At 71.1% G+C, this 23,496-nt stretch carries 22 protein-coding genes and 1 tRNA gene; 11 read left to right on the top strand and 12 right to left on the bottom strand.

Translation table 11 applies throughout. The features are described from left to right. Positions 1-47 precede the first annotated feature (47 nt). The 3 genes from PSESU_RS08670 to PSESU_RS08660 form a co-directional block, all read right to left on the bottom strand. Positions 48-1,025, bottom strand: a complete 978-nt coding sequence (locus PSESU_RS08670) for a restriction endonuclease (protein WP_049782435.1) — start codon at positions 1,023-1,025, stop codon at positions 48-50. A gap of 207 nt (positions 1,026-1,232) precedes the next feature. Continuing rightward, positions 1,233-1,763 (bottom strand): phasin family protein, encoded by a 531-nt coding sequence (locus tag PSESU_RS08665; RefSeq protein WP_013535395.1) that lies wholly within the window; start codon positions 1,761-1,763, stop codon positions 1,233-1,235. A gap of 66 nt (positions 1,764-1,829) precedes the next feature. Then, on the bottom strand, positions 1,830-2,105 hold the full coding sequence (locus PSESU_RS08660; protein WP_041764728.1) for a polyhydroxyalkanoic acid system family protein: 276 nt from the start codon (positions 2,103-2,105) through the stop codon (positions 1,830-1,832). 76 nt (positions 2,106-2,181) lie between these two features. On the opposite strand from PSESU_RS08660, the gene PSESU_RS08655 reads away from it, so the two are divergent. After that, positions 2,182-2,973, top strand: coding sequence for an FHA domain-containing protein (locus PSESU_RS08655; RefSeq protein ID WP_013535393.1), 792 nt, complete (start codon positions 2,182-2,184; stop codon positions 2,971-2,973). Here the strand turns inward: PSESU_RS08655 and msrQ are convergent. Further along, on the bottom strand, positions 2,942-3,601 hold the full coding sequence (gene msrQ, locus PSESU_RS08650) for a protein-methionine-sulfoxide reductase heme-binding subunit MsrQ (RefSeq protein ID WP_428992115.1): 660 nt from the start codon (positions 3,599-3,601) through the stop codon (positions 2,942-2,944). The two genes, PSESU_RS08655 and msrQ, sit on opposite strands and share 32 nt — an antisense overlap. Next, positions 3,598-4,566 (bottom strand): protein-methionine-sulfoxide reductase catalytic subunit MsrP, encoded by a 969-nt coding sequence (msrP, locus tag PSESU_RS08645; protein WP_013535391.1) that lies wholly within the window; start codon positions 4,564-4,566, stop codon positions 3,598-3,600. The genes msrQ and msrP overlap by 4 nt, the downstream gene beginning before the upstream one ends. Positions 4,567-4,707: 141 nt before the next feature. On the opposite strand from msrP, the gene serC reads away from it, so the two are divergent. The 3 genes from serC (at position 4,708) to aroA (ending at position 8,455) form a co-directional block, all read left to right on the top strand. Further along, positions 4,708-5,799, top strand: a complete 1,092-nt coding sequence (gene serC / locus PSESU_RS08640; RefSeq protein WP_013535390.1) for a 3-phosphoserine/phosphohydroxythreonine transaminase — start codon at positions 4,708-4,710, stop codon at positions 5,797-5,799. A gap of 57 nt (positions 5,800-5,856) precedes the next feature. Beyond that, entirely contained in the window at positions 5,857-7,035 is a 1,179-nt protein-coding gene (gene pheA / locus PSESU_RS08635) for a prephenate dehydratase (protein ID WP_013535389.1), read from the top strand. 100 nt (positions 7,036-7,135) lie between these two features. Further along, positions 7,136-8,455, top strand: coding sequence for a 3-phosphoshikimate 1-carboxyvinyltransferase (gene aroA / locus PSESU_RS08630; RefSeq protein ID WP_013535388.1), 1,320 nt, complete (start codon positions 7,136-7,138; stop codon positions 8,453-8,455). A gap of 13 nt (positions 8,456-8,468) precedes the next feature. Here the strand turns inward: aroA and PSESU_RS15695 are convergent, their stop codons facing one another. Both PSESU_RS15695 and PSESU_RS08620 read right to left on the bottom strand, forming a co-directional pair. Further along, positions 8,469-8,969 carry an energy transducer TonB gene (locus tag PSESU_RS15695; RefSeq protein ID WP_013535387.1) on the bottom strand — a complete coding sequence of 167 codons (501 nt, stop codon included), beginning with the start codon at positions 8,967-8,969 and terminating at the stop codon, positions 8,469-8,471. A gap of 121 nt (positions 8,970-9,090) precedes the next feature. Further along, positions 9,091-9,720, bottom strand: a complete 630-nt coding sequence (locus PSESU_RS08620; RefSeq protein ID WP_013535386.1) for an energy transducer TonB — start codon at positions 9,718-9,720, stop codon at positions 9,091-9,093. 116 nt (positions 9,721-9,836) lie between these two features. Here PSESU_RS08620 and serS point away from each other — a divergent pair, with 116 nt between their 5' ends. After that, positions 9,837-11,114, top strand: coding sequence for a serine--tRNA ligase (serS, locus tag PSESU_RS08615; RefSeq protein ID WP_013535385.1), 1,278 nt, complete (start codon positions 9,837-9,839; stop codon positions 11,112-11,114). 53 nt (positions 11,115-11,167) lie between these two features. On the opposite strand, the gene PSESU_RS08610 is transcribed toward serS, so the two are convergent. After that, positions 11,168-11,755, bottom strand: coding sequence for an FMN-dependent NADH-azoreductase (locus PSESU_RS08610; RefSeq protein ID WP_013535384.1), 588 nt, complete (start codon positions 11,753-11,755; stop codon positions 11,168-11,170). A 122-nt stretch (positions 11,756-11,877) separates the two neighbouring features. On the opposite strand from PSESU_RS08610, the gene PSESU_RS08605 reads away from it, so the two are divergent. The 3 genes from PSESU_RS08605 to PSESU_RS08595 all read left to right on the top strand — a co-directional run bounded on the left by PSESU_RS08605 (position 11,878) and on the right by PSESU_RS08595 (position 14,192). After that, positions 11,878-12,867: a LysR family transcriptional regulator gene (locus PSESU_RS08605; protein WP_013535383.1), complete on the top strand. Its 990-nt coding sequence runs from the start codon at positions 11,878-11,880 to the stop codon at positions 12,865-12,867. Between the two features lie 454 nt (positions 12,868-13,321). Beyond that, a tRNA-Ser gene (locus PSESU_RS08600) sits at positions 13,322-13,411 on the top strand. A gap of 127 nt (positions 13,412-13,538) precedes the next feature. Continuing rightward, on the top strand, positions 13,539-14,192 hold the full coding sequence (locus tag PSESU_RS08595) for a response regulator (protein ID WP_013535382.1): 654 nt from the start codon (positions 13,539-13,541) through the stop codon (positions 14,190-14,192). Between the two features lie 298 nt (positions 14,193-14,490). Here the strand turns inward: PSESU_RS08595 and PSESU_RS08590 are convergent, their stop codons facing one another. Then, positions 14,491-17,751 carry an Rne/Rng family ribonuclease gene (locus PSESU_RS08590; protein ID WP_155942864.1) on the bottom strand — a complete coding sequence of 1,087 codons (3,261 nt, stop codon included), beginning with the start codon at positions 17,749-17,751 and terminating at the stop codon, positions 14,491-14,493. A 426-nt stretch (positions 17,752-18,177) separates the two neighbouring features. Between PSESU_RS08590 and PSESU_RS08585 the strand changes: the two genes are divergently transcribed. Then, positions 18,178-19,137 carry an RluA family pseudouridine synthase gene (locus PSESU_RS08585; protein ID WP_013535380.1) on the top strand — a complete coding sequence of 320 codons (960 nt, stop codon included), beginning with the start codon at positions 18,178-18,180 and terminating at the stop codon, positions 19,135-19,137. A 27-nt stretch (positions 19,138-19,164) separates the two neighbouring features. On the opposite strand, the gene zupT is transcribed toward PSESU_RS08585, so the two are convergent. From zupT to PSESU_RS08570, 3 genes are read right to left on the bottom strand one after another with little or no spacing between them, the layout of a single operon-like run. Beyond that, the gene (gene zupT / locus PSESU_RS08580; RefSeq protein ID WP_013535379.1) at positions 19,165-19,974 is read right to left on the bottom strand and encodes a zinc transporter ZupT; all 810 of its coding nucleotides are present in this window, start codon (positions 19,972-19,974) and stop codon (positions 19,165-19,167) included. Between the two features lie 41 nt (positions 19,975-20,015). Then, complete coding sequence (locus PSESU_RS08575) at positions 20,016-20,432, bottom strand: energy transducer TonB (protein WP_013535378.1); 417 nt, start codon at positions 20,430-20,432, stop codon at positions 20,016-20,018. Positions 20,433-20,435: 3 nt separating this feature from the next. Continuing rightward, complete coding sequence (locus PSESU_RS08570) at positions 20,436-20,780, bottom strand: 4a-hydroxytetrahydrobiopterin dehydratase (RefSeq protein WP_013535377.1); 345 nt, start codon at positions 20,778-20,780, stop codon at positions 20,436-20,438. 117 nt (positions 20,781-20,897) lie between these two features. On the opposite strand from PSESU_RS08570, the gene PSESU_RS08565 reads away from it, so the two are divergent. Both PSESU_RS08565 and PSESU_RS08560 read left to right on the top strand, forming a co-directional pair. Then, positions 20,898-21,494 (top strand): NfuA family Fe-S biogenesis protein, encoded by a 597-nt coding sequence (locus PSESU_RS08565; RefSeq protein WP_013535376.1) that lies wholly within the window; start codon positions 20,898-20,900, stop codon positions 21,492-21,494. A 15-nt stretch (positions 21,495-21,509) separates the two neighbouring features. Further along, on the top strand, positions 21,510-23,465 hold the full coding sequence (locus PSESU_RS08560; protein ID WP_041764032.1) for a hypothetical protein: 1,956 nt from the start codon (positions 21,510-21,512) through the stop codon (positions 23,463-23,465). Positions 23,466-23,496 lie beyond the last annotated feature (31 nt).

Below are 23,496 nucleotides of genomic sequence, written 5' to 3'. Positions count from 1 at the left end.
GCGGCCATTGGCCGCCCTTTCCGTATCCGGCGTCTGACCCTTCCGCGTTACTGGACGCGGCACTGCCGCCAGCGCACCTGCTCGTCGCGGCCCGGCCGCGGATTGAGTTGCACCCGCACCGCACGCAGCGCCGGGTAGCGCTCCAGCTCGGCGCAGATCAGCGGCCAGATCGCGTCGATGCTGCCGGTCCGGTTCACCACCAGGGTGTGGTGGGTGAGCCAGTACGCCCGGCCCACGCCCGGCTTCTGGGAAACCGAACGCACGACCTCGTTGCGATAAAGCTGCAGGGTGGCCTCGTCGGGGAAGGCTTCGATGTCGGCGTCCTCCGGCAGCGGCGGCGGCTCGCTCATCTGGCTGGCCGGCGGGTCCGCCTCCGTGCCCGCGGGCGCCGTGGAGGCTTCCGCGGCCACCGGCCCCTTGCCGCGGGACAGGGCCGCCTCGAGGCGGTCGCCCCAGGCGCCGAGGCCGATCGCCAGCACCAGGGCGAAGATCGCCACGCCCAGGGTTTCCAGGCGCGTGCGCCGCTCGGCCTCGGCCTCGATCTGGACCAGCACCAGCGGCGACAGGTAAGGACGCACCAGGCTCCACAGGCGGCGGCCGTCGATGATCTCGATGCCGTGGCGGGCGGCCGAGGCCTGGGCATCGGGGCGCGCCTTGCCTTCGGTCAGCAGGATGCCGTGGTGGGCGCCGGCCAGGTCCATCTCCTCCATCAGCTGGTGGATGTGGCGACGGGCCAGGCGGTAGGCACGGCCGTGCTTGCAGGACAGCAGCCAGCGCCGGTTGCCGTCGGTCATCAGCAGGCGGCTGCCCGGATGCAGTGCGCCGGGGTGGCCCTGGAAGTCGCGCAGCCCGCGCTGCTGCATGGCCTGGCCGACCAGGGTGGCCAGCTCCTTCCAGCGCAGCGCGGCGATCGCGCGCAGGCCGGCGGCGCAGCGATGGGTGCCGCGACGCACGTACCAGGTATAGGGCAGGCCCACGGCTGCCGTGAGCAATGCCAGGCTCCCCCCCAGGATCCAGGCGGACATCAGTTCCCCGTTGGCCTCTTCGAATGCAGTCGCCGGATGGTACACGGCCCCGGAGGCGCCGGATCGCAGGCACGAAAAGGCCCGCCAGTCCGGAAGCCGAGAGGGGAGGGGAGCAAACGGCGGTTGGACTGGCGGGCCGGCTTCGATTCTGCCCAAGCGATTTGTGCTTTGCAACAAATCGTATGGCGCCACCAGTGGAATGCTGCGTTAGCCGATCCCGGCGTCCGGATGCGGGGTGGACACGCCCGGCGCCGGGCCGCTGGGCTGGACCGGCGGCACCACCCCCTCGGGCATGGTGCTGGTGCGTCGCTGCAGTTCCCGGGTCAGGGCATCGATGCGGGCGCCCAGCGCGTCCAGGTCCTCGCGGGTGGGTACATCCATCTGCCGCAGCGCGTCCTGGACCCGGTGCTCGAACGAACGGCCGACACTGTCCCAGGCCTCGGTGGCCTTGGCCGTGACCCGGCCGAAGGCACCGTCCAGCGCCTGGCGCAGGCTTTCCAGCCGGGCCGCGGCGCTGTGCTCGCCGGTATCGCCGGACTGGCCGTTGCCGACCTGCCGGCCTTCCTCGGCCAGCTGCTCGAACAGGCGGCTGCCCTCGGCCTGGGCCCGGGCCAGCGCACCGATCCCGGCCAGCCAGACCTGCTGCGCCGAGTCGCCCAGTTCGCGCGCGAAGCGCCCGGCCTGGGCCTGCACGTCGGCGGCGCTGGGGGTATCGCGATGGCGGTTCTCAACGGTCATGGCCGGATCCTCTGGTGAGTGGACTCGGGCCAGTGTCCCGGCCGAAACGCAAAGACCGCGTGATCCTCAGTCGAGCTTTTCCGCCAGCACGCGGCGGATTTCCGATTCGACCATGCCCTGCAGGGCGGAGAACAGGAAGCCCAGTTCGGCCTGCACCCGGACCTTGCCCGGCAGCATCTCGATGCGGCCGTCGATGCCGGGGCCGCCGAGCGCCAGGACGTCGCCTTCCCAGCGGCTGCTGAGGCCGTGCCGCTCCTGCAGCTTGGCGGCGATGCCCTCCACCGCCTGGCGGACCTGCTCGGGCGTGCGCGAATGGGCGTGTTCGATGTCGATCTGGGACAAGCTGGACTCCATGGATATCGTGGGACGCGCACGCGGAACTGGCCTCTGGCGCAATGGCGCTGATAGTCTGCCACGCATGCAAGAACACGCACTGCAACTGCACTTCAGCAACCGCCAGCAGGCGGACCATCCGCTGGCCGCCGGCGTACTCCGCCTGGTCCGCCAGGCCAACGGCACGCTCGGCCTTGGCGATGCGCCGGGCGCGTTGCTGGCCCAGTTCTGCCTGGACAGGCGCGGGCTGTGGCTGCAGGTTGCCGGCGGTGCCCGTGGGATCCACGTCAACGGCCGTCCGGTCAGGCGCATGGCCCTGCTGCGTGCCGGCGACGCGGTCTATGCCGACGGCGTGGAACTGCTGGTTCGGGCCGCGGCGCAGCCGGCCGCGAACGTCGACGATGCCGCCGGCGCGGCCATCCACGAAGCCTGCGCGGTCCTGCGCGGGGTCGGCGGCGCCCATCACGGCCGCTGCTTCACCCTCGGCCAGCCGCGCCTGGTGGGCTCGGCACGCGAGGCCGACATCCGCATCGACGAGCCGGCCTTCGCGTCGCGCCACGCCGTGCTCGAGCGCGACGGCGCCCGCGTGCTCCTGCGCGACCAGGGCTCGGCCGAGGGCAGCGTGGTCAACGGCATGCCGGTGCGTGATGCGGTGCTGGTCGCCGGCGACCAGGTCGTGTTCGACGGCCAGCACCGTTTCGTGGTCGAGTTCCCGGCCGGTCCGGGCGCGCCCGCACGCAGCAGCACCGAAACCGCCGCTCCGGCCGCCGCGCCGCCTCCGGCCCGGTCGAACGGCGTGCGCCTGCCGTGGCTGCTGCTGGCCGCGATCCTGCTGGCCGGCGCGCTCAGCGCGCTGCTGTGGTTCGGCGCGCCCTGAGTTTCAGCACCAGGCGCCAGCCCAGCAGCCCCGCGAGGATGCCGGCGTACAGCGCCGGCTCGCGGATGTCGGACTTGACCAGCCACCAGAAGTGCAGCACCGCCAGTACGCCGATGGCGTAGACCGCGCGGTGCAGCTGGCCCCAGCGCCGGCCGAGACGGCGCATCCAGCCGCGGGTGGAGGTCACCGCCAACGGCACCAGCAGCAGCCAGGCCAGGAAACCGACGGTGATATACGGGCGCTTGGCGATGTCCTCGAACAGCTGGGTCCAGTAACCGCCCAGGTCCAGCACCAGGTACGCAGCCAGGTGCAGGCTGGCGTAGAAGAGCGCGTACAGCCCGAGCATGCGCCGGAACTGCAGCACCACCGTTTGCCCGGTCAGCCGGCGCAGCGGGGTGATGGCCAGGGTAAGCAGCAGCAGGCGTAGCGCCCACAGCCCGGTGAAGTGCTCGATCTCGGCCACCGGATCGGCGCCCAGTGCATCGCTGCCGGTGCGGAACACCTCGGCCACCTGCCAGCCCAGCCATGCCGCCGGGGCCAGCGCCAGCGCATGCACCAGCGCCTTGGCGGCGATGATGCGCGGCGAAGTCGCCCTGCCGGGACGGGCGGTGCTGGTGTCGCCACTCAGTACCACTTGCGCAGGTCCATGCCGGCGTACAGCGAGGCGACCTGGTCGGCGTAGCCGTTGAACGGCAGGGTGGGGATGCGGCCGGCGAACAGCTTGCTCTTCGTGCCGGCGATGCGGCGCTCGGTCTTCTGGCTCCAGCGCGGATGGTCCACGGCCGGATTGACGTTGGAGAAGAAGCCGTACTCCGAAGGCTGCAGTTCGTTCCATGCGGTCTTCGGCATGCGCTCGGTGAAGCGGATGGCGACGATCGACTTGATCGACTTGAAGCCGTACTTCCATGGCACCACCAGGCGTAGTGGCGCGCCGTTCTGCTGCGGCAGCGCCTTGCCGTAGAGGCCGGTGGCAAGCAGGGTGAGCGGATGCATGGCCTCGTCGATGCGCAGCCCTTCGCGGTAGGGCCAGTCGATCGAGCGGTAGCGGAGGCCGGGCATCTGCTTCGGGTCGGCGAGGGTGGTGAACGCTACGTACTTCGCCTTCGAGGTCGGTTCGAAGCGTTTCAGCACCTCGCCCAGCGGCACGCCGGTCCAGGGGATCACCATCGACCAGCCTTCCACGCAGCGCAGGCGGTAGACGCGCTCCTCTGCGGCGATGCCGCGCAGCAGGTCCTCCAGGCCGATCGTGCCGGGTTTGGCGCACTCGCCGTCGACCACCACCGACCAGGGCGAGGTGCGCAGGGTCTTCGCCGCGCGCGAGGGGTCGTCCTTGTTGGTGCCGAACTCGTAGAAGTTGTTGTAGCTGGTGATGTCCTCGTAGCGGGTCAGCTCCTCGTCGGTGCCGAAACCGGCACGGGCCTGGGCCACGCTGACGCGGGTCTTCGGCGGCGGCGGGGGCTCGGCCTCGGCGCATCCGGACAGGCCCAGCAGCGGGGTGGCGGCGAGCATGCCCAGCAGCCGGCGGCGGTCGCGGTAGACCGCCTCGTCGGTGATCTCGCTGGCGGGAATCCGGGACAGGTTGCGCAGGCGCATGGAGGCGGTTCCACAGGGGTTCTGGAGGCTGTGACCGCGCCCGCGGCACGGCGGTTCCCACGCGTGCCAGGACGCTTTCTTGGTTGCGCCCGCAACTGGTGCGCTGCGGCATACTACGGCCCCTACTGTTACGGGTGCTTCATGACGCGCGCTTACAACTTCAGTGCCGGCCCTGCGACGTTGCCGGAAGCAGTCCTGCGCCAGGCGCAGGCGGAGATGCTGGACTGGAACGGGACGGGCGCGTCGATCGTGGAACTCAGCCACCGTGGCGCGGAGTTCATGGCGGTGGCAGCCCAGGCCGAGGCCGACCTGCGTGCGCTGATGTCGATCCCGGACGACTACGCCGTACTGTTCCTGGCCGGCGGCGCCACCACCCAGCAGGCCCTGATCGCGCTGAACTTCGCCTCGCCCGGGCAGGTCGCGGACTACGTGGTCACCGGCCACTGGAGCAAGACCGCGATCAGGCAGGTCAGGCCCTACGTCGACGTGCACGTGGCCGCCAGCAGCGAGGAGCCGGACGGCGGCTTCCGCAGCATCCCGCCGCGCGCGCAGTGGCAGCTCAGCGACGATGCGGCCTACGTGCACATCACCGCCAACGAGACCATCCACGGCGTCGAATTCCGCGATACCCCGGACGTGGGTGCGGCGCCGCTGTTCGCCGACTTCAGTTCCTCGATCGCCTCCGAGCCGGTCGACGTGTCGAAGTACGGCCTGATCTACGCCGGCGCGCAGAAGAACCTCGGCCCGGTCGGGATCTCGGTGCTGGTCGTGCGCCGCGACCTGCTCGAGCGCGCCGGCCAGCCGCGCGCCGACATCTTCACCTATGCCTCGCACGCGGCGCGCGATTCGATGCTCAACACGCCGCCGACCTGGAACTGGTACCTGCTGGGCCTGACGGTCCGCTGGATGCTGGAGCAGGGCGGCGTCGAGGAGTTCGCCCGCCGCAACGCCGCCAAGTCGGCGCTGGTGTACGGCGCGATCGACGGTTCCGGTGGCTTCTACCGCAACGAGGTGGCCCCGGCGGTGCGTTCGCGCATGAACATCCCGTTCTTCCTGCCGGACGACACCCTGACCACGCGCTTCCTCTCCGAATCGAAGGCGGCCGGGCTGCTGGCGCTGAAGGGCCACAAGGCCGTCGGCGGCCTGCGTGCCTCGCTGTACAACGCCATGCCGGTGGAAGGCGCGCAGGCGCTGGTCGACTTCATGGCCGATTTCCAGCGCCGCAACGGCTGACCTTTCCCGCGATGCGAGCGGCGGCAGCGGCCGCCGCCAATGACCACGGATCCCCAGATGGCAACGAGGAAAACCAGCGCGAACAAGCCGCCCGCCGCCGCCCGCAAGGGCAAGGCCAGGGCCGGCCAAAGCGCACCGCGCGAGCCGGCCGCGCCAGCGCCGATGCTGGCCGACGTGCGTGCGCAGATCGACAGCATCGACCGTCACATCCAGGAACTGATCGCCGAGCGCGCGCGGTTCGCGCTGCAGGTCGGCAAGGCCAAGGGCAAGCTCGCCGCGGCGGTGGACTACTACCGGCCCGAGCGCGAGGCCCAGGTGCTGCGCATGGTGGTGGACCGCAACGAGGGCCCGCTCTCGGACGAGGTCCTGGTGCATGTGTTCCGCGAGATCATGTCCGCCTGCCTGGCCCAGCAGGAGCCGCTGAAGATCGGCTACCTCGGCCCGGAGGGCACCTTCAGCCAGCAGGCCGTGCTCAAGCACTTCGGCCGCTCGGCGCACGGACTGCCGCTGGGCAGCATCGAGGAGGTGTTCCAGGAAGTCGACGCCGGGAACGCCGACTTCGGCGTGGTGCCGGTGGAGAACTCGGGGCAGGGCACGATCCAGGTGACGCTGGACATGTTCCTGACCTCGCCGCTGAAGATCTGCGGCGAGGTGGAGCTGAAGGTGCACCAGTACCTGCTCTCGCGCAGCGGCCGGATCGAGGACATCGAGCGCATCTACGCGCATCCGCAGGCCTTCGCCCAGACCGCAGGCTGGCTGCGCGCCAACCTGCCGAAGGTCGAGAAGATCCCGGTGTCGAGCAACGCCGAGGGTGCGCGCCGCGCGCGTGGCGCCGACGACGCCGCGGCCATCGCCGGCGAGAGCGCGGCCCACGTGTATGGCCTGAAGAAGGTCATCATGCAGCCCATCCAGGACGACCGCGACAACACCACGCGCTTCCTGGTGATCGGCCGCCGCCTGTTCCCGCCGTCCGGCCACGACCGCACCTCGATCCTGGTGTTCATCCACGACAAGCCCGGCGCGTTGTTCGACGTGCTCAGCCCGTTCGCGCGGCATGGCATCAGCATGAACCGGATCGAATCGCGGCCCTCGCACCAGGCCAAGTGGGAGTACGCGTTCTTCATCGACCTGGCCGGCCATGTCGAGGACGAGGCGATGAAGCAGGCGCTGGCCGACCTGGAGCAGCACGTGGCCAAGGTCAAGGTGCTGGGTTCCTATCCGGTCGCGGTGCCCTGAGGGCGGTAATTGGTGATTCGTGATTCGTGATTGGTGATTGGTGATTGGTGATTGGTTCGCGGCGCTGGAAGGTGCCGGGCGTGCAGACGATGGAGAGCTGATGTCGCAGTCTTCGCAACACTGGATCGCAAGCGCCGGGCAGCCGCTGCGCGGCACCCTGGAAATCCCGGGCGACAAGTCGGTCTCGCACCGCGCGGTGATGTTCGCCGCGCTGGCCGATGGCACCTCGACCATCGACGGTTTCCTGGAAGGAGAGGACACTCGCTCCACCGCGGCGATCTTTGAGCGGCTGGGCGTGCGCATCGAGACCCCGACGCCGTCGCGCCGCATCGTGCATGGCGTGGGCGTGGACGGCCTGCGCGCCGCGGACGGCCCGCTGGACTGCGGCAATGCCGGCACCGGCATGCGCCTGCTGGCCGGCCTGCTGGCCGGCCAGGCCTTCGACAGCGTGCTGGTCGGTGACGCCTCGCTGTCGAAGCGGCCGATGCGCCGCGTGACCGTGCCGCTGGCGGAGATGGGCGCGCGGATCGACACCGGGGCCGACGGCACGCCGCCGCTGCGCATCCATGGCGGGCAGGCGCTGCACGGCATCGACTACACCCTGCCGGTGGCCAGTGCCCAGGTGAAGTCCGCGCTGCTGCTGGCCGGTCTCTACGCCCATGGCGAAACCTCGATCACCGAACCGCACCCGACCCGCGACTACACCGAGCGCATGCTTGCCGCGTTCGGCGTGGACATCGAGTTCTCCCCGGGCCGCGCCCGCCTGCGTGGCGGCCAGCGCCTGCGCGCCACCGACATCGCGGTGCCGGCGGATTTCTCCTCGGCAGCGTTCTTCCTGGTGGCGGCGAGCATCGTCCCGGGTTCGGAGCTGCGGCTGAAAGCGGTCGGACTCAATCCGCGCCGTACCGGCCTGCTGCACGCGCTGCGCCTGATGGGCGCGGACATCACCGAGGAAAACCCGTCCACCCATGGTGGCGAGCCGGTGGCGGACCTGGTGGTGCGCCATGCGCCGCTGCGGGGCGTCCAGGTGCCCGAGGCGCTGGTGCCGGACATGATCGACGAGTTCCCGGCGCTGTTCGTGGCCGCGGCCTGCGCCGAAGGCCCGACCGTGGTCACGGGCGCGGGCGAACTGCGGGTCAAGGAATCGGATCGCCTGGCGGCCATGGCCAATGGCCTGCGTACCCTGGGCCTGCAGGTGGACGAGACCGCCGACGGCGCGACCATCCATCCCGGGCAGCTGCACGGCGGCATCATCGAGAGCCTGCACGACCACCGCATCGCGATGTCCTTCAGCGTCGCCGGGCAGCGTGCGGATGGGCAGGTGCGGATCAACGAGATCGCGACCGTCGCCACCTCGTTCCCGGGCTTCGACCAGCTCGCGCGTGGCTGTGGTTTCGCGCTGGAGTCGCCGGCCGCCTGAGCGCCGGCGGCCCTCAGTTGCGGCGGAACTCGATCGGCAGGCGCACCGTCGACGGAACCGCCTCGCCATCACGCAGTGCCGGCTCGAAGCGCCACTGCAGCGCGGCCTCGATCGCGGCGCGGTCGAAGGCGGGGTCCTCGGTGCCGGCGCGCTCGACCACCTGCACGTCCACCGGACGACCGTCGTCGCCGACGATGATGCTCAGGACCACGTCGCCCTCGCTGCCCTTACGCAGCGCCGAGCGCGGATAGCTGGGGACCGGGTTGCCGGCCAGCGGGCGCGGAGGGCGGTTGACCACGGCATCGCCGAATGCAGAGGCGCCCCCGGGAGATGAGGCGGGGAGCTGCATGTCGGGGCGACCAGCCTGGTCGGCATCCCGGCTCGCATGGAAGGCCAGCGCAAGGGCAATCATCGCGATGGCCAAGCCACCCAGCAGCACCGGGGAGACCCGCTTCGTGCCGGCCGCATGGCCTGCCGCCGGCGTGGCGCGTCCGCTCTCATACCAGGTCCCCATCGCGCTTCCTCGATCCGTTGACTACGGGATCGAGTCTCGCCATGCCGATGTGTCCGGAAGGTGTTGAAGCGATGAACCGGATTGCAACATGGCAATACGGTTCATCGCGGTGAGCGCGGCGTCACTGCGTCTGGAACTCGACCGGGACGATCGCCTCGCCAGGCATCGGGCGGCCTTCGGCATCACGCGCCGGCTGGAAGCGCCAGCGCAGGGCAGCGTCGGCGGCGGCCCGGTCGAGATCGCGCGAGCCGCTGCGCTCGATGATCTCCACGTCGCCCGCGCGGCCCTCGGCATCGACCTGGACCCGCAGCACCACGGTCCCGCTCTCGCCGCTGCGCAGGGCGGAAACCGGATAGCGCGGCGGTTCCTGCCCGGCCAGCAGTGCCGGCGGCTGGGCAGCAACCTGCTGCACGGGCGCGACTTCCACCGGGGACGGGGTTGCCGGCTGCGGCTCCGGCTGCACCGGGGGCGGAGGCGACGGTTCCTCGACCAGGCGCGCGCCCTCGCCATCGGCCGCCTGCGGCAGCGGCGCACTGGCGCCAGCCGGCACCGGGGCGGGCAGGGGATCGTTGGGCAGGGCAGCCAGGGCCGCGGCCGGAGCGGCCTCGCCCGGGACCGGATCGGTCGACTGCCGGGTCACCACCAGCAGGAACAGCACCCAGCCAAGCACGAATGCGCCGGCCACCACGGCCCAGCGGCCCTGTGGCAGGTAGCGCAGCGCGCCATCGGGTTGTTCGTCGGTTCGGCTCATGCGGCGTGTCGGCGGACGGAGCGGTCGATTCTGGCACAGCGCCGGCGCAGTAGCGGGCGCGGGCACCATTGGTTGGGGGATAATGTGCGCCACCTTTCGCGCTTCCGGCCCCTGCAATGCTCGACCCCAGCCTGCTCCGTTCCCAGATCGCCGCCACCGCCGAACGCCTCGCCAGGCGCGGCTACGCCCTCGACACCCAGGCGCTGGAATCGCTAGAGGCCGAGCGCAAGGCCATCCAGGTCCGCACCCAGGAACTGCAGAACCTGCGCAACACCCGTTCCAAGGCGATCGGCCAGGCCAAGGCCAAGGGCGAGGACGTCTCCGCGCTGCTGGCGGAAGTGGCCGGCTTCGGTGACGAGCTGAAGGCCTCCGAGGCGCGCCTGGAGGAGATCCGCGGCAGGCTCGACGCGATCACCCAGGGCATTCCCAACCTGCCCGCCGATGACGTACCGGTGGGCGCGGACGAGGCGGGCAACGTCGAGCAGCATCGCCACGGCACGCCGCGCAGCTTCGAGTTCGAGGCCAGGGACCACGTCGAACTGGGTGCCCGCAACGGCTGGCTGGATGCGGATACCGCGGCCAAGCTCAGCGGCGCGCGCTTCACCGTGCTGCGCGGCCAGCTGGCGCGCCTGCACCGCGCCCTGGCCCAGTTCATGCTGGACCTGCACACCGGCGAGCACGGCTACGAGGAAACCAACGTGCCGGTGATCGTCAATGCAGATTCGTTGCGCGGCACCGGGCAGCTGCCGAAGTTCGAGGAGGACCTGTTCTCCACCGAACTGGGCGAGCACCGCCGCTACCTGATCCCGACCTCGGAAGTGCCACTGACCAACATCGTGCGCGACGGGATCCTGGACGGAGACAAGCTGCCGCTGCGCATGACCGCGCATTCGATGTGCTTCCGCTCCGAGGCCGGCAGCGGCGGCCGCGACGTGCGCGGCATGATCCGCCAGCACCAGTTCGAGAAGGTGGAGCTGGTCTCGATCACCCGCCCGGAAGAGAGCGACGCCGAGCACGAGCGCATGACCCGCTGCGCCGAGGTGGTGCTGGAGAAGCTCGGGCTGCCGTACCGCCGCATGCTGCTGTGCACCGGCGACATGGGCTTCTCCGCGCGCAAGACCTACGACCTGGAAGTCTGGCTACCGTCGCAGCATACCTACCGCGAGATTTCCTCGTGCTCCAACTGCGGCGACTTCCAGGCCCGCCGCATGCAGGCGCGCTGGCGCAACCCGGCCACCGGCAAGCCGGAGCTGGTGCATACGCTCAACGGTTCCGGCGTGGCCGTGGGCCGCGCCCTGATCGCGGTGATGGAGAACTACCAGAACGCCGACGGTTCGATCGACGTTCCCGAAGTACTGCAGCCCTACATGGGGGGCGCGACCCGGATCAGCTGACCGGGGTCGGATTTCCAGGATAGGCGGCCGGCGATGACCGGCCGCCGTCGTTTTCAGGCCGCTTCGGCCACCGGCTCGACCACGCCGTCGATCTGGGCCAATGCATCGGCCACGGCCCTGGCGCGGTGCTCGGGGGACAGCGATACGCCCTCGGCGCGCACGAACACCAGGTCTTCCACGCCGATGAAGGTGAACACCTGGCGCAGGAAGGGCTCCTGGAAATCGGCCGGGGAGCCGGCGTACAAGCCGCCGCGGGCGCTGGCAATGATGACCTTGCGGCCGCCTGCAAGGCCCTCGGGGCCATTGGCGGTGTAGCGGAAGGTGCGCCCGGCCACCGCGATGCGGTCGATCCAGGCCTTCAGGGTCGAGGGGATGCTGAAGTTGTACATCGGCGCCCCGATCACCACCACGTCTGCCGCGAGGAACTGCTCCAGCACGCGCTCGGCGTCCGCCACCGCGGCGGGATCGGCCTTGGCCAGGCTGGCGCCGGTCAGGTGGGGCAGGGGTTCGCTGTCCAGGTCGCGGTACTCGACCTCCAGGCCCGGGTGGCGGGCCTGCCAGCTGGCAACGATGGCCGCGCTCAGTTCGCGGCTGACCGAATTGGCGCCCAGGGCGCTCGAGTCCAGATGCAGGAGTTTCATGCGGTGCTCTCTCTCTGATGGGGCTGCGGCGTGGCCGCGGAGTGGGCACAGCTTCCATCGTTGCACGGATGGGATAAAGGTGGTTAGATGGCACCATCTGTTGCGCCTGTGGAGATAGCGCCATGCAGGACCTGAATGACCTCTACTACTTCGCCATGGTGGTCGAGCATGGCGGTTTCGCCGCGGCCGAGCGCGCGCTGGGTATCCCCAAGTCGCGCCTGAGCCGCCGCATCAGCCAGCTCGAGACCGACCTTGGCGTGCGCCTGCTGCAGCGTTCCACCCGCCGCTTCGCGGTCACCGACGTGGGCATGAGCGTCTATCGCCATGCACAGACCATGCTGACCGAGGCCCAGGCCGCGCGCGAGGTGGTCGACCGCCTGAGCGCCGAGCCGCGCGGGCTGGTGCGGGTGAGCGTGCCGGTGGCCATCGCCCAGCAGCAGCTGCCGAAGCTGCTGCCGAAGTTCCTCGAGCAGTACCCGAAGGTGCGCCTGCAGCTGCACGTCAACAACCGCCGCGTCGACCTGATCAACGAAGGCTTCGACGTGGCGATCCGCGTGCGCACGAGGCTGGACGATGATGGCAGCCTGGTGATGCGCAGCTTCGGGCAGATCCAGGAGCTGATGGTCGCCAGTCCGAAGTACCTGGACCGTGCCGGCCGCCCGCAGGATCCGTCCGACCTGGCCTCGCACCTGACCCTGAGCATGCACGAGGACGAGGCGCACCAGCGCTGGGAGCTGCACGGCCCGAACGGCGAGGTGCGCCGGGTCGACAACCTGCAGCCGCGCGTGGCCGGCTTCGACTTCCCGCTGCTGCTGTCCATGGTCAAGGACGGCTTCGGCATCACCATGCTGCCGGAAACCGTGTGCGCCGAAGCCGTGCGCAATGGCGAACTGGAAGTGGTGCTGCCGGAATGGTCGCTGCCGCAGGGCATCTGCCACGCCGTGTTCGCCTCGCGCCGCGGCCTGCTGCCAGCGGTGCGGGTGTTCATCGATTTCCTTGCCGAACACCTGCCGCAGCAGATCGAGTCCTCGCGACTGGATTGCGGCAACTGCGGCCGCAAGGGCGAACCAGGCGACAAGGCAGACGCCGACGGGATGGCCCTGGCCAGCTGATCCGGCCCCCCGCTGGCATGCGACAATCCGCGACCCGCCGGCGGACGAGTCCACCGGAGTGGGCATCACCGGAGTGCCAGCCGGCGTTGTCGCTAATAAAATCTGGTTCCAGGGAATTGCCGCTGGCCAAGCCTCGGTACTTGTCTGGAACCCGCAGCGTCGCGTTAGCTGCGTCGTTAGACGCAAAAAAATCCGGAGAGATGGCCGAGCGATTCAAGGCACCGGTCTTGACCTGCAGGCCCCCGGCCGGAAGGCGCCTCCACGAAAGTGGAGGCAAAACCGGCGACGCTGCGCGAGCAGCGTGGTTGTAGAAGCGAAAAATTCGGAGAGATGGCCGAGTGGTTTAAGGCACCGGTCTTGACCCGCAGGCCGACAGGCCGGAGGGCGCCTCCACGAAGTGGAGGCAAAACCGGCGACGCTGCGCGAGCAGCGTGGTTGTAGAAGCGAAAAATTCGGAGAGATGGCCGAGCGGTTTAAGGCACCGGTCTTGAAAACCGGCGAAGGGTCAAACCTTCCGTGGGTTCGAATCCCACTCTCTCCGCCAGTTCCAGCAGGGGAGGCCAGGCCCATCCTGGTCGCGCCGGAGGTTGTGCAAGCGCTACTGGCACGAGCTTGAAGCGGCCCGAGTGGGGGCGATAGGCTCAAGGCGCAGGGCATACCGAGGGAACGGCATGACCATCCGGGTATATCTGATCGACGACCACGCGCTGGTCCGCACTGGACTGCGCATGATCCTTGCGGCTGAGACCGACATCGAGATCGTCGGCGAGTCCGAGGATGGCGAGGACGCGCTGCGCCAGCTGCGCAGGATGCCGGTGCCACCGGACGTGGTCCTCTGCGACCTGCACCTGCCGGGCATCAGCGGCTTGGAAGTGACCGAGCGCATTGTCGCGGAGGGCCTGCCGTCGCGCGTGCTGATCGTATCCGTGCTCGAGGACGGACCGTTGCCGAAGCGGCTGCTCGATGTCGGCGCCTCCGGCTATATCGGCAAGGCCGGCGATGCGCGCGAGCTGCTGCGCGCGGTACGCGACGTGGCCAACGGCAAGCGCTACCTCGGCAGCAGCGTGGCCCAGAACATGGCCCTGGCCGGTGTCGAGCGCGGCGGTTCGCCATTCGATGTCCTGTCCCCGCGCGAGCTGGAGGTGGCGATGCTGCTGGTCCAGGGCCTGCGCCAGGAAATGATCGCGCGCCGGCTCAAGCTCAGCGCCAAGACGGTCAACACCCACAAGTCGCGCCTGTTCGAGAAGATCGGCGTGCAGGACAGCATCGCCCTCGCGCGACTGGCCGCGCGCTACGGGCTGATGGATCCGGCGCAGTCGCTTTAAGCGCCGGCCCCTCTCAGCCACCGAGGAGGGGAAAGACAAAGCCCGCCATCTGGCGGGCTTTGTCTTGGGCGCGCCTGGGCGCCCCTTGGTGCCGACCTGGCCCAGCGTGAGTGCGTTGTGCGCGGTCCGGGTGTCGGACCGCGTAGCCCTTCTCCCGGCGGGAAAAGGTTGGGGAGAGGGTCGGGTCCTTCATCTTCCGCCACCTGCCGAGCCTCAGCACTGGCCTCTTTCCACGGGGAGGTCGGAAAAAGAAAAGGCCCGCCGATTGGCGGGCCTTTCCGTGCTGCCCCAGTGGAACTCAGTCCTGGCGACGCGGGACGTCCGCCTGGTCCTCTTCGGCCGGCTGCCCGGTCGGGGTCGGCTCGCTGGCTTCTCCGGCGTCGGCGGCTTCAGCCGGCTCGGCCTTGGGCTCTTCCACGGCTTCGGCAGCTTCCGGCGCGGCCGGCTGCGCCCCAGCCTCCGGCAGCTGGTCGAACAGGCCGGCGGTGGTGAAGGGGCCCGGGTTGGCCGGGGCCGCGGTCTGGGCCGGCTCGTCGGCGGACGGAGCTTCGGCGTCCGCGGCCGGTTCGCTCGCCGCGGCGGCCGGGGCTCCGACGTCGGCAGCCTGGGTCTCGACCACCGGCTCGCCGGCGGTCGCGGAGGCAACCGCGGCGGCATCGGCCGGAGTGGTTTCGACCGGTGCAGCTTCGGCTTCCGGAGCAGCGGCCTGGGCCGCAGCCTCGGCCGGGGCTGCCGGAGCGGAAGCGACTTCCTCGACCACCGCCTCGACCGTGGCCACCGGCGCGGCGGCCGGGGTCGGACCCGGGGTCGCGGCGACGGCAGCGGTCTCGACGCTGGCAGCCGGAGGTTCGGCCTGCGCCGGGGCCGGTTCGGCAGCTTCCACGACAGCGGCTTCGGCCGCGGTGGCGGCCTCGACCGGGGCGGCGGTTTCGACCGGTTTGGCGTCCGCGTGGCTGTTCTCGACCACATTCGCCTCGACCGGGGTGGCCGGCTCGGCGGCGGCAGGGGTCTCGGCAACCGGGGCAGGCGTCACCGGCGCCGGCAGGTCGTCGAAGTCGAACTCCGGCTGGTCGGCGCGCGGCGCGGGGCTGGTTGCCTCGGCGCTGGCTTCGTTGCCGGCCTCGTTGTCGTCATCGCTCTCGGCGTCCTCGCCCGGGTCCTGGGCGCCCTCGGCGTTGCTGCCTTCGGCCGAAGCACCACGACGACGGCGACGGCCGCCACGACGGCCACGGCGACGGCGGCTGCCGCTCTCCGCGTTCGCGGCTTCCTCGGTGCCCGCGGCGGCATCGGCCACGGCGGTCGCCTCGCTGGCGTCACCGGCCTCGGCCTGCGGCTGCATGGCCGGGCTGTCGAGCGCGGCGACCGCAGTCGGCACGGCCACGGCGGCGGCCGTGGTCAGCGTGGCCTCGGTATCGGCCGGGGCGGCGGGACGTGCGACCGGCTGGGCCGGCTGCTCCTCGCTGCGCTGGCGCTGCGGCTGCTGCGCGGGACGGGCGCTCGCCTCGGTGCTGCCCTCGGCGGGCTGCTGCTTCGGCGGACGCGGAGCCTTGTCCTGCTTCTGCGACTGCTGCTTGTTGCCGGCAGGCTGCTGCTGCGGATTGCGCCCCTGCTTGTCCTGCTTTTCCTGGCGCTCCTGCTTCGGGCCCTGCGGCTGCTGCTGGCCACCCTGGGCGTTGCCGCCCCGGGCCTGCTGGCCACGCTGCTTGCCACGGCCCTGGCCCTGCTGGCCGTTGCCGCCCTGCTCGCCACGCTCACGGCGCGGACGCTCGCCGCGGTTGCCGCGGCCTTCGCCCTGCGGGGCGGCCTGGGTGCGTTCCGGACGCGCAGGCGCCGGGGCCGGATCGGCTGCGCCGAACAGGCGCTTGAGGAAGCCGACCACGCCGCCGCCGGTGGACGGGGCGGGGGCGGCGACCGGCGCGGGCGCCGGCTGCACCGGGGTCTCCTCGCGCTCCTCGCGGACCGGGGCCGGGCGCGGCGGGGCCACGCGGGTGACCGCCGGCGGCGGCGGGATGTTGAGCTGGGCCTTGGTCAGGGCGTGCACCGGCAGCTTGCGCGGGGTGCCGCGCTGGTAGCTCGGCCTGTTGCTCTCCTCGCCCAGCTCGTTCTCGCGCAGGCGGGTGACCTCGTAGTGCGGGGTCTGCAGCTGCTCGTCGGCGACGATGATGATCGGCGCGTCGTGGCGCTGCTCGATCTCGCGCAGCGCACCGCGCTTCTCGTTGAGCAGGAAGTTGGCGATCTCCACCGGGGCCTGGACCAGCACCTGCCCGGTGTTCTCCTTCATCGCGTGCTCCTCGGCGACGCGGATGATGGACAGCGACAGCGACTCGATGCTGCGCATGCGGCCGTGGCCTTCGCAGCGCGGGCACACGATCTGGCTGGACTCGCCGAGGCTGGCGCGCAGGCGCTGGCGGCTCATCTCCAGCAGGCCGAAGCGGCTGATGCGGCCGATCTGGACGCGCGCGCGGTCGTACTTGAGCGCGTTCTGCAGGCGGTCCTCGACGGCGCGCTGGTGCTTGGACGAGGACATGTCGATGAAGTCGATCACCACCAGGCCGCCCAGGTCGCGCAGGCGCAGCTGGCGGGCCACTTCCTCGGCCGCCTCCAGGTTGGTCTGGAACGCGGTCTCCTCGATGTCGCCGCCCTTGGTGGCGCGCGCCGAGTTGACGTCGATCGCGGTCAGGGCCTCGGTCTGGTCGATCACCAGGGCGCCGCCTGAGGGCAGGCGCACGGTGCGCTCGTAGGCGTTCTCGATCTGCGACTCGATCTGGAAGCGGTTGAACAGCGGGATGTCGTCGGTGTAGTGCTTGAGCTTGCGCAGGCTCTGCGGCATCACCTGTTCCATGAACTGCCGCGCGTCGTTGTACATCTCCTCGGTGTCGACCAGGATCTCGCCGATGTCGGCGCGCAGGTAGTCACGCAGGGCGCGGATGATCAGGCGCGATTCCTGGTAGATCAGGAACGGGGCCGGCTTGCTCAGCGCGGCCTCGGCGACGGCGCGCCAGGCGGCCAGCAGGTAGTCCAGGTCCCACTGCAGCTCCTCCGCGTCGCGGCCCACGCCGGCGGTGCGGATGATCACGCCCATGTCGTCCGGGATGTTCAGGGCGTCCATGGCGCGCTTGAGCTCGGCCCGGTCCTCGCCCTCGATCCGGCGCGAGACGCCGCCGGGGGTCGGGGAGTTGGGCATCAGCACCATGTAGCGGCCGGCCAGGGAGATGAAGGTGGTCAGGGCGGCGCCCTTGTTGCCACGCTCGTCCTTGTCGACCTGGACGACGACCTCCTGGCCCTCGCGCAGCAGCTCGCGGATGCCGGCCTTGTTCGGGTCGACGCCGGCCTGGAAGTAGTCGCGGGAGATTTCCTTCAGCGGCAGGAAGCCGTGGCGCTCGGCACCGTACTCCACGAAGGCGGCCTCGAGCGAGGGCTCGAGGCGGGTGATGCGGCCCTTGTAGATGTTGGACTTCTTCTGTTCCTTCGACGGCTGTTCGATGTCGATGTCGTACAGGGTCTGGCCGTCGACGATGGCCACGCGCAGTTCCTCTGCCTGCGTGGCGTTGATCAGCATTCGCTTCATGTTGCGTTCCTTTCGCGCTCGACGCGCGGAACGCCTGGCGTTCGCCTTACTGGAATCCGGCCCGGCCGCCTTCCGGCGTCAGGGCAGGGTTCGGCACCCTCGCGCACTGCGCGTCCGGGCGGATCCTGGTTTCCAGCGCTGCAACACCACGGCGGGCCGCGGGAGCGCTCCTTTTCATGTTTTTGGTACGGCGGGCCGGTGGCGCGGACGCCACGCGGGACATGTTCAGCTACCGGTGCTCTGACCCACCGGGCCATGGCCGGGTCTGCCTGCAAGCCGCTAACATGGCCGCCCCGGGGGCGGTGGTCGCGTACTGTGCCGGGGTCGCGGGAAGCCTGGGCTTTCGGCCCTGTGGACTTCTTCCAGCGGAATCAAACCCTTACATCGCCCCCCGAGTCTAACAGAATTAGTCCCCCAATGACCGACCCATCCCCCCGGGCAGGAGCCCGCACCGTTACGGTGCCCGAAGACCGTGACGGCCAGCGCCTGGACAACTTCCTGCTGGGCCAGCTCAAGGGTGCCCCGCGCAGCCTGGTGTACAAGCTGGTGCGCAGTGGCCAGGTCCGGGTCAACGGCGGCCGCGCCAAGGCCGAGCGCAAGCTGGCCGGGGGCGACGAGGTCCGGATCCCGCCGGTCCGGGTGGAGACGGAGGCCGAGCGCGGGACCCCGGCGCCGGGCCTGCTGCAGCGCATGGAAGCGTCGATCGTCTTCGAAGATGCACGCATCCTCGTGATCGACAAGCCCTCCGGCGTGGCCAGCCACGGCGGCAGCGGGATCAGCTTCGGCGCCATCGAGACCCTGCGCGCCCTGCGCCCGGGGCAGACCCTGGAGCTGGCCCACCGCCTGGACCGGGACACGTCCGGCATCCTGGTGGTGGCCAAGAAGCGCTCGGCCCTGGCCGAGTTGCAGGCGCTGATGCGCGAGGGCGGTTCCGGCGGCGGCATCCGCAAGCGCTACCTGACCCTGCTGGCCGGGCGCATGCCCGACGGCACCATGAGCGTGGATGCCCCCCTGCACGTGGGCCTGCGCCAGGGCGGCGAGCGCCATGTCCAGGTCAACCAGGCCGGCAAGCCCTCGGTCAGCCATTTCCGGGCGCTGGAGCGCCGGGGTGGGCAGTCCTACTGCGAGGTCCGGATCGAGACCGGCCGCACCCACCAGATCCGCGTCCACGCCCAGCACATCGGCCACCCGGTGGCCGGCGACGACAAGTACGGGGATCCGGAGGTCAACCGCCGCCTGCGCGACAAGGCCGGCCTGCGCCGGCTGTTCCTGCACGCCGCCTCGCTGGAGTTCGCCCTGGACGCCGGACGGACCCCGTACACCCTCAACGCGCCGCTGCCGCCGGAGCTGCGCGAGGTCCTGGACCGGCTGGAATGAGGCGCCCGGGCCAGCCCGGCCCGGCGCTCACCACTTGAACATGGCCAGGCTCAGGGCCAGCACGCCCATGCCGCTGACCAGGCCGTAGACGGTCTCGTGGCCCTTGCCGTAGCGCTTGGCCGCCGGCAGCAGTTCGTCGATGGCCAGGAACACCATGACCCCGGCGATGATCCCGAACACCGCGCCGAACACGGCGTCGGTCATCACGCTGGACAGCAGGGCATAGCCCACCACCGCGCCCACCGGCTCGGCCAGCCCCGACATGAGGCTGGCGCCGAAGGCGTAGCCCTTGCTGCCGGTGGCGTAATAGACCGGTACCGCGATGGCGATGCCCTCGGGGATGTTATGGATGGCGATGGCGAAGGCCAGCGGCAGGCCGACGGCTGGACTCTCCAGGGTGGCGAAGAAGGTCGCCAGGCCTTCCGGGAAGTTGTGCGCGGTGATCGCCACCGCGGTCATCAGGCCAACCCGGCGCACGTACTCGCGGTGGTGCTCGCGCAGGGCAGGGTCGTCGGTAGCCAGGCTGTCATGCGGGTTCGGCACCAGCCGGTCGATCAGCATGATCAGCAGCAGTCCGCTGAGGAAGGCGCAGGTGGCAGCGGTGAACCCGGCCCGCTCGCCATAGGCCAGGCTGAAGGAGTAGACCGACTTGTTGAGGATCTCCGACAGCGACACGTAGACCATCGCGCCGCCGGCGAAGGCGAGCCCGAAGGCGAGCAGGCGCGGGTTCGGGCTGCGCGAGAAGACCACCAGCAGGCTGCCCAGGCCGGTGGCCAGGCCGGCGGCCAAGGTCACCGCCAGTGCGACCAGCACCGCGGAACTGGAGATCTCGGGCATGCGGGTCCCGTTGCGTCAGGCGCGGGTGGGAGTGGACGGACTCAGGGCCGGCGGCCGGCGTCCAGCGCGAAGCACTCGTCCGGACGCACCTGCGGTGGGGTGAAGTTCACCGGTACCTGGATGGTGCGCGCGATCGGCTGGCCACCACGGGTGGCGGGCTTGAACTTCCAGCCCTGCACGGCCTCCTGGGCCAGGCGGTCGAGGTCGTCGTTGCCGCTGGTGCGCAGCAGGGTCACCCGGGTCGGCGTGCCCTCGGTGCCGACCTCCACCTGCAGCACGCTCTGGCCGCCGATGCCGGCGCAACCCAGCTCGATCGGGTACTGCGGCGGCGGGGTGTCGATCGCGGCGACCTCGGTCGGCGGCGGCACCGGCGCGGCGGGGGCGCTGTCCTCGCGGCCGCAGGCGGCCAGCAGCAGGGTGCCGAGGAGGGCGGCGGGCAGGAGCAGGGCACGGTCCATGGATCAGTCCTCGATCAGGTCGGACGCCTTGGCGGCGCAGATGAAGTCGTTCTCGCTCAGGCCGCCCACGTCGTGGGTGGAGAACCGCACCACGCAGCGGTCGTAGTGCACGCCCAGGTCCGGATGGTGGTCTTCGCGGTGGGCGATCCAGGCCAGCGCGTTCACGAAAGCCATGGTGTGGTGGTAGTCGCGGAAGCGGAAGGTGCGCACCAGGGCGCGGCCTTCCTCGGCCAGCTCCCAGCCGGGCACCTGGGCCAGCAGTGCGGCCACGCGGGCCTGGTCGAGCTGGTGTTCGGCGCCCTTGCGCGGGATGCAACGTGCCTGCGACAGCGGAATGGGGTCTGGCATGCCGTTCTCGTCTCCATCTGCCGGCGGATGATCCACGCGACGGCGTGCACGCAGCGTTGCAGCCGGGCGTGGCACACCGGCTGCGGGAGGGTGCCGGGACACGGCTAGAATACCCGCATGATCAATATCTCAGACACCGCGCAGTCGCATTTCCGCAAGCTGGTCGAACGCGAGGGCATTCCCGGCCTGGGCGTGCGCCTGAGCGCGGTCGATCCGGGTACCCCGCGCGCCGATGCGCGGCTGGAGTTCGCCGAACCGTCCGAACTGGCCGGCGACGAGTGGGCGGTGGATTGCGACGGCTTCACCCTGTACGTGGCCTCCGACAGCGTGCGCTGGCTGGATGGCGCGGAGATCGACTACGTGTTCCAGGGCACCGGCGCGCAGCTGACCATCCGCGCGCCGCGGATCAAGGGCGAGGCACCGGGCGAGGCCGCGTCCATCGTCGAGCGCGTGCGCTGGGTGATGGAGAACGAGATCAACCCGCAGCTGGCCTCGCATGGCGGCCGCGCCACGGTGGAGGAAGTGTCCGCCGACGGCACCGTGTGGCTGCGCTTCGGCGGCGGCTGCCACGGCTGCGGCATGGCCGACGTCACCCTCAAGCAGGGCATCGAGAAGACCCTGATCGCGCGGGTGCCCGGCGTGACCGCGGTGCGCGACGCCACCGACCACGATTCCGGCTCGGCGCCGTACATGCCGCGCGGCAACGCTGGCTGACCGGGCGCCCTTGCGGTGACGCGGGCGGCCCGGATCATCGATGTGCTCAACGCGCGCGAGCGCGCCCGCGTTCCGGTGGAACGCAGCACCGGGCTGCCCTACGGCTGGGCGCTGTGGATGAAGTCCGCGCCGCTGCCGGGTTCAGGCCCGGGGCTCGCGCCCGGCCAGGTCCTGGATGTGCTGGCCGCGCGGCCGCCCCGGCCGCGGACGCGTGGCGAGGAGCTGGAAGGCTGGCGTGCCTTCCTGGCGCTGTTCCGGCAGGGCTGGGAGCGGGCACCGCGCGAGGAGCGCCCGCTGCGCGCCGTGTCCGGTGTCGGCAGCGCCTTCCTGCACATATTGTTCGTGGTGCTGCTGGCGTGGATCGCCTACCTGCAGTCGCTGCTGCCGCCTCCGCCACAGACGGCTGGCGGGGGCGGGGGCGACCGGGTCGGGATTGGCTTCGTCGAGCGCGGGGAGGGTGCGGCCAGCCCCGGCTCCGCCGAGGCGACCCGGGAGCAGGCGCAGGCGGCTTCCGCCGGTGCGGTGGCGCGCCAGCCGGTCCGCGCCGGTACGACGCCCGCCCCGGCACAGGCGGCTGCTACCTCCGAGTCCCCGGCTGAGGCGGAGGCAGAGGAGCTTGCGCCGCAGTTCGTTCCCCCCGAACTCCCGGCGGTGGCGATGCGCGAGCCGCAGCCTGCCGAGCCGGCGCCCTCGCAGCTGCGCGAGCGCGAGGTCGCGTTGCCGGAGCCGGTCGAGATTCACGAGGTGGCGACCCCGCCGGTGCCGGTGGCCACCCGTCCGCTCGCGGTGCGCGAGCCGGAGCTGCAGGTGCGCGAGCGCGAGGTGGAAGTGGCCCAGGCGCCGGCGATCCAGGCCCCGCGTCCGCGCGAGATCGACCTGCCGCTGCCGGCATCGCGCGAACCGGAACTGCGCCAGCGCGAGGTGACCGTGGTCGAGGCCCCGCCGCTGCAGGTGCCGCAGGTCCGTGCGGCCGAGGTGCCCGCGCCCTCGGCGCGCCTGCCCGAACTGCGCCAGCGCGAAGTCACGGTGGTCGAAGCCCCGGCCGTCCGTCCGGCCGCGGTACGCACCGAGCCGACCGTCCCGGTCCTGCGCGAGCCGGGATTGCGCCAGCGCGAGGTGGCTGAACCCCTGCCGCAGATCGCGGTCGCGCCGCCACAGGTCCGCCCCCCCGCCGTCGAGCCGCGTCCGGCCGCCGGCCCCACCTTGCGCCAGCGCGAGTTGCCGATGCCCTCGGCCCCGGTGGCCATTACGCCGCCGGCCACTCCGGCTCCGGCGCCAGCCGCTGCTCCCGCACCGCGGGCGGTGGACCCTGCTCCTGCCGCCGCATCCACGGCATCGACCGTGCCGGCTGCCAATCCGCCCCCCGCAACGCAACCGTCCGCCACACCCACACCGGCCCCCGCGCCCGGTAGCGCGCAAGCCGCGCGCAGCGATGCCTCCGCCTCCGGCGATCCCTGGGCCAGGGCCCTGGCCGATGACAGCTGGGGTCCGCCGTCGGACAACGCGCGGCGCGATCCGGGCCTGTTCGATGCCCAGGGCCGTGCGCGCCTGCCGGGGGCCGGCGAGGGCAGCGGGCCGGGGCAGGGGCCCGGAAGCGGCCCGGGCGAATCGCTGGCCGACCGCGGGGCGCCGGGTGGCGACAACGACACCTGGACGCGCGAGCGGATCGAGCAGGCCGGCACCTGGCTCAAGCGCCCGCCATACGACTACGAGCCGACCAGCTTCGACCGATACTGGGTGCCCAGCGAGTCGCTGCTGGCCGAATGGGTGCGCAAGGGCATCAAGCAGGTGGGCATCCCGATCCCGGGCACCGGCAAGCGGATCAACTGCGTGGTCTCGCTGCTGCAGCTGGGCGGCGGCTGCGGCATCAGCGATCCCAACCTCGACGAGCAGCCCGCCGACGGGCGGCCGCCGCCGGAGATCCCGTTCAAGCCCGAGCTGCAGGAGGACAACGGCAGCGTGCGGCCCTGACCCCGATGCCGGGGCCGGCCCGGCATCCTGC

It is taken from the genome of Pseudoxanthomonas suwonensis 11-1 (genome assembly GCF_000185965.1).
GTDB classification, from domain to species: Bacteria; Pseudomonadota; Gammaproteobacteria; order Xanthomonadales; family Xanthomonadaceae; genus Pseudoxanthomonas; species Pseudoxanthomonas suwonensis_A.
The sequence above is the reverse complement of the archived record's forward strand: the minus strand, read 5'-3'. Positions and strand labels throughout refer to the sequence as shown.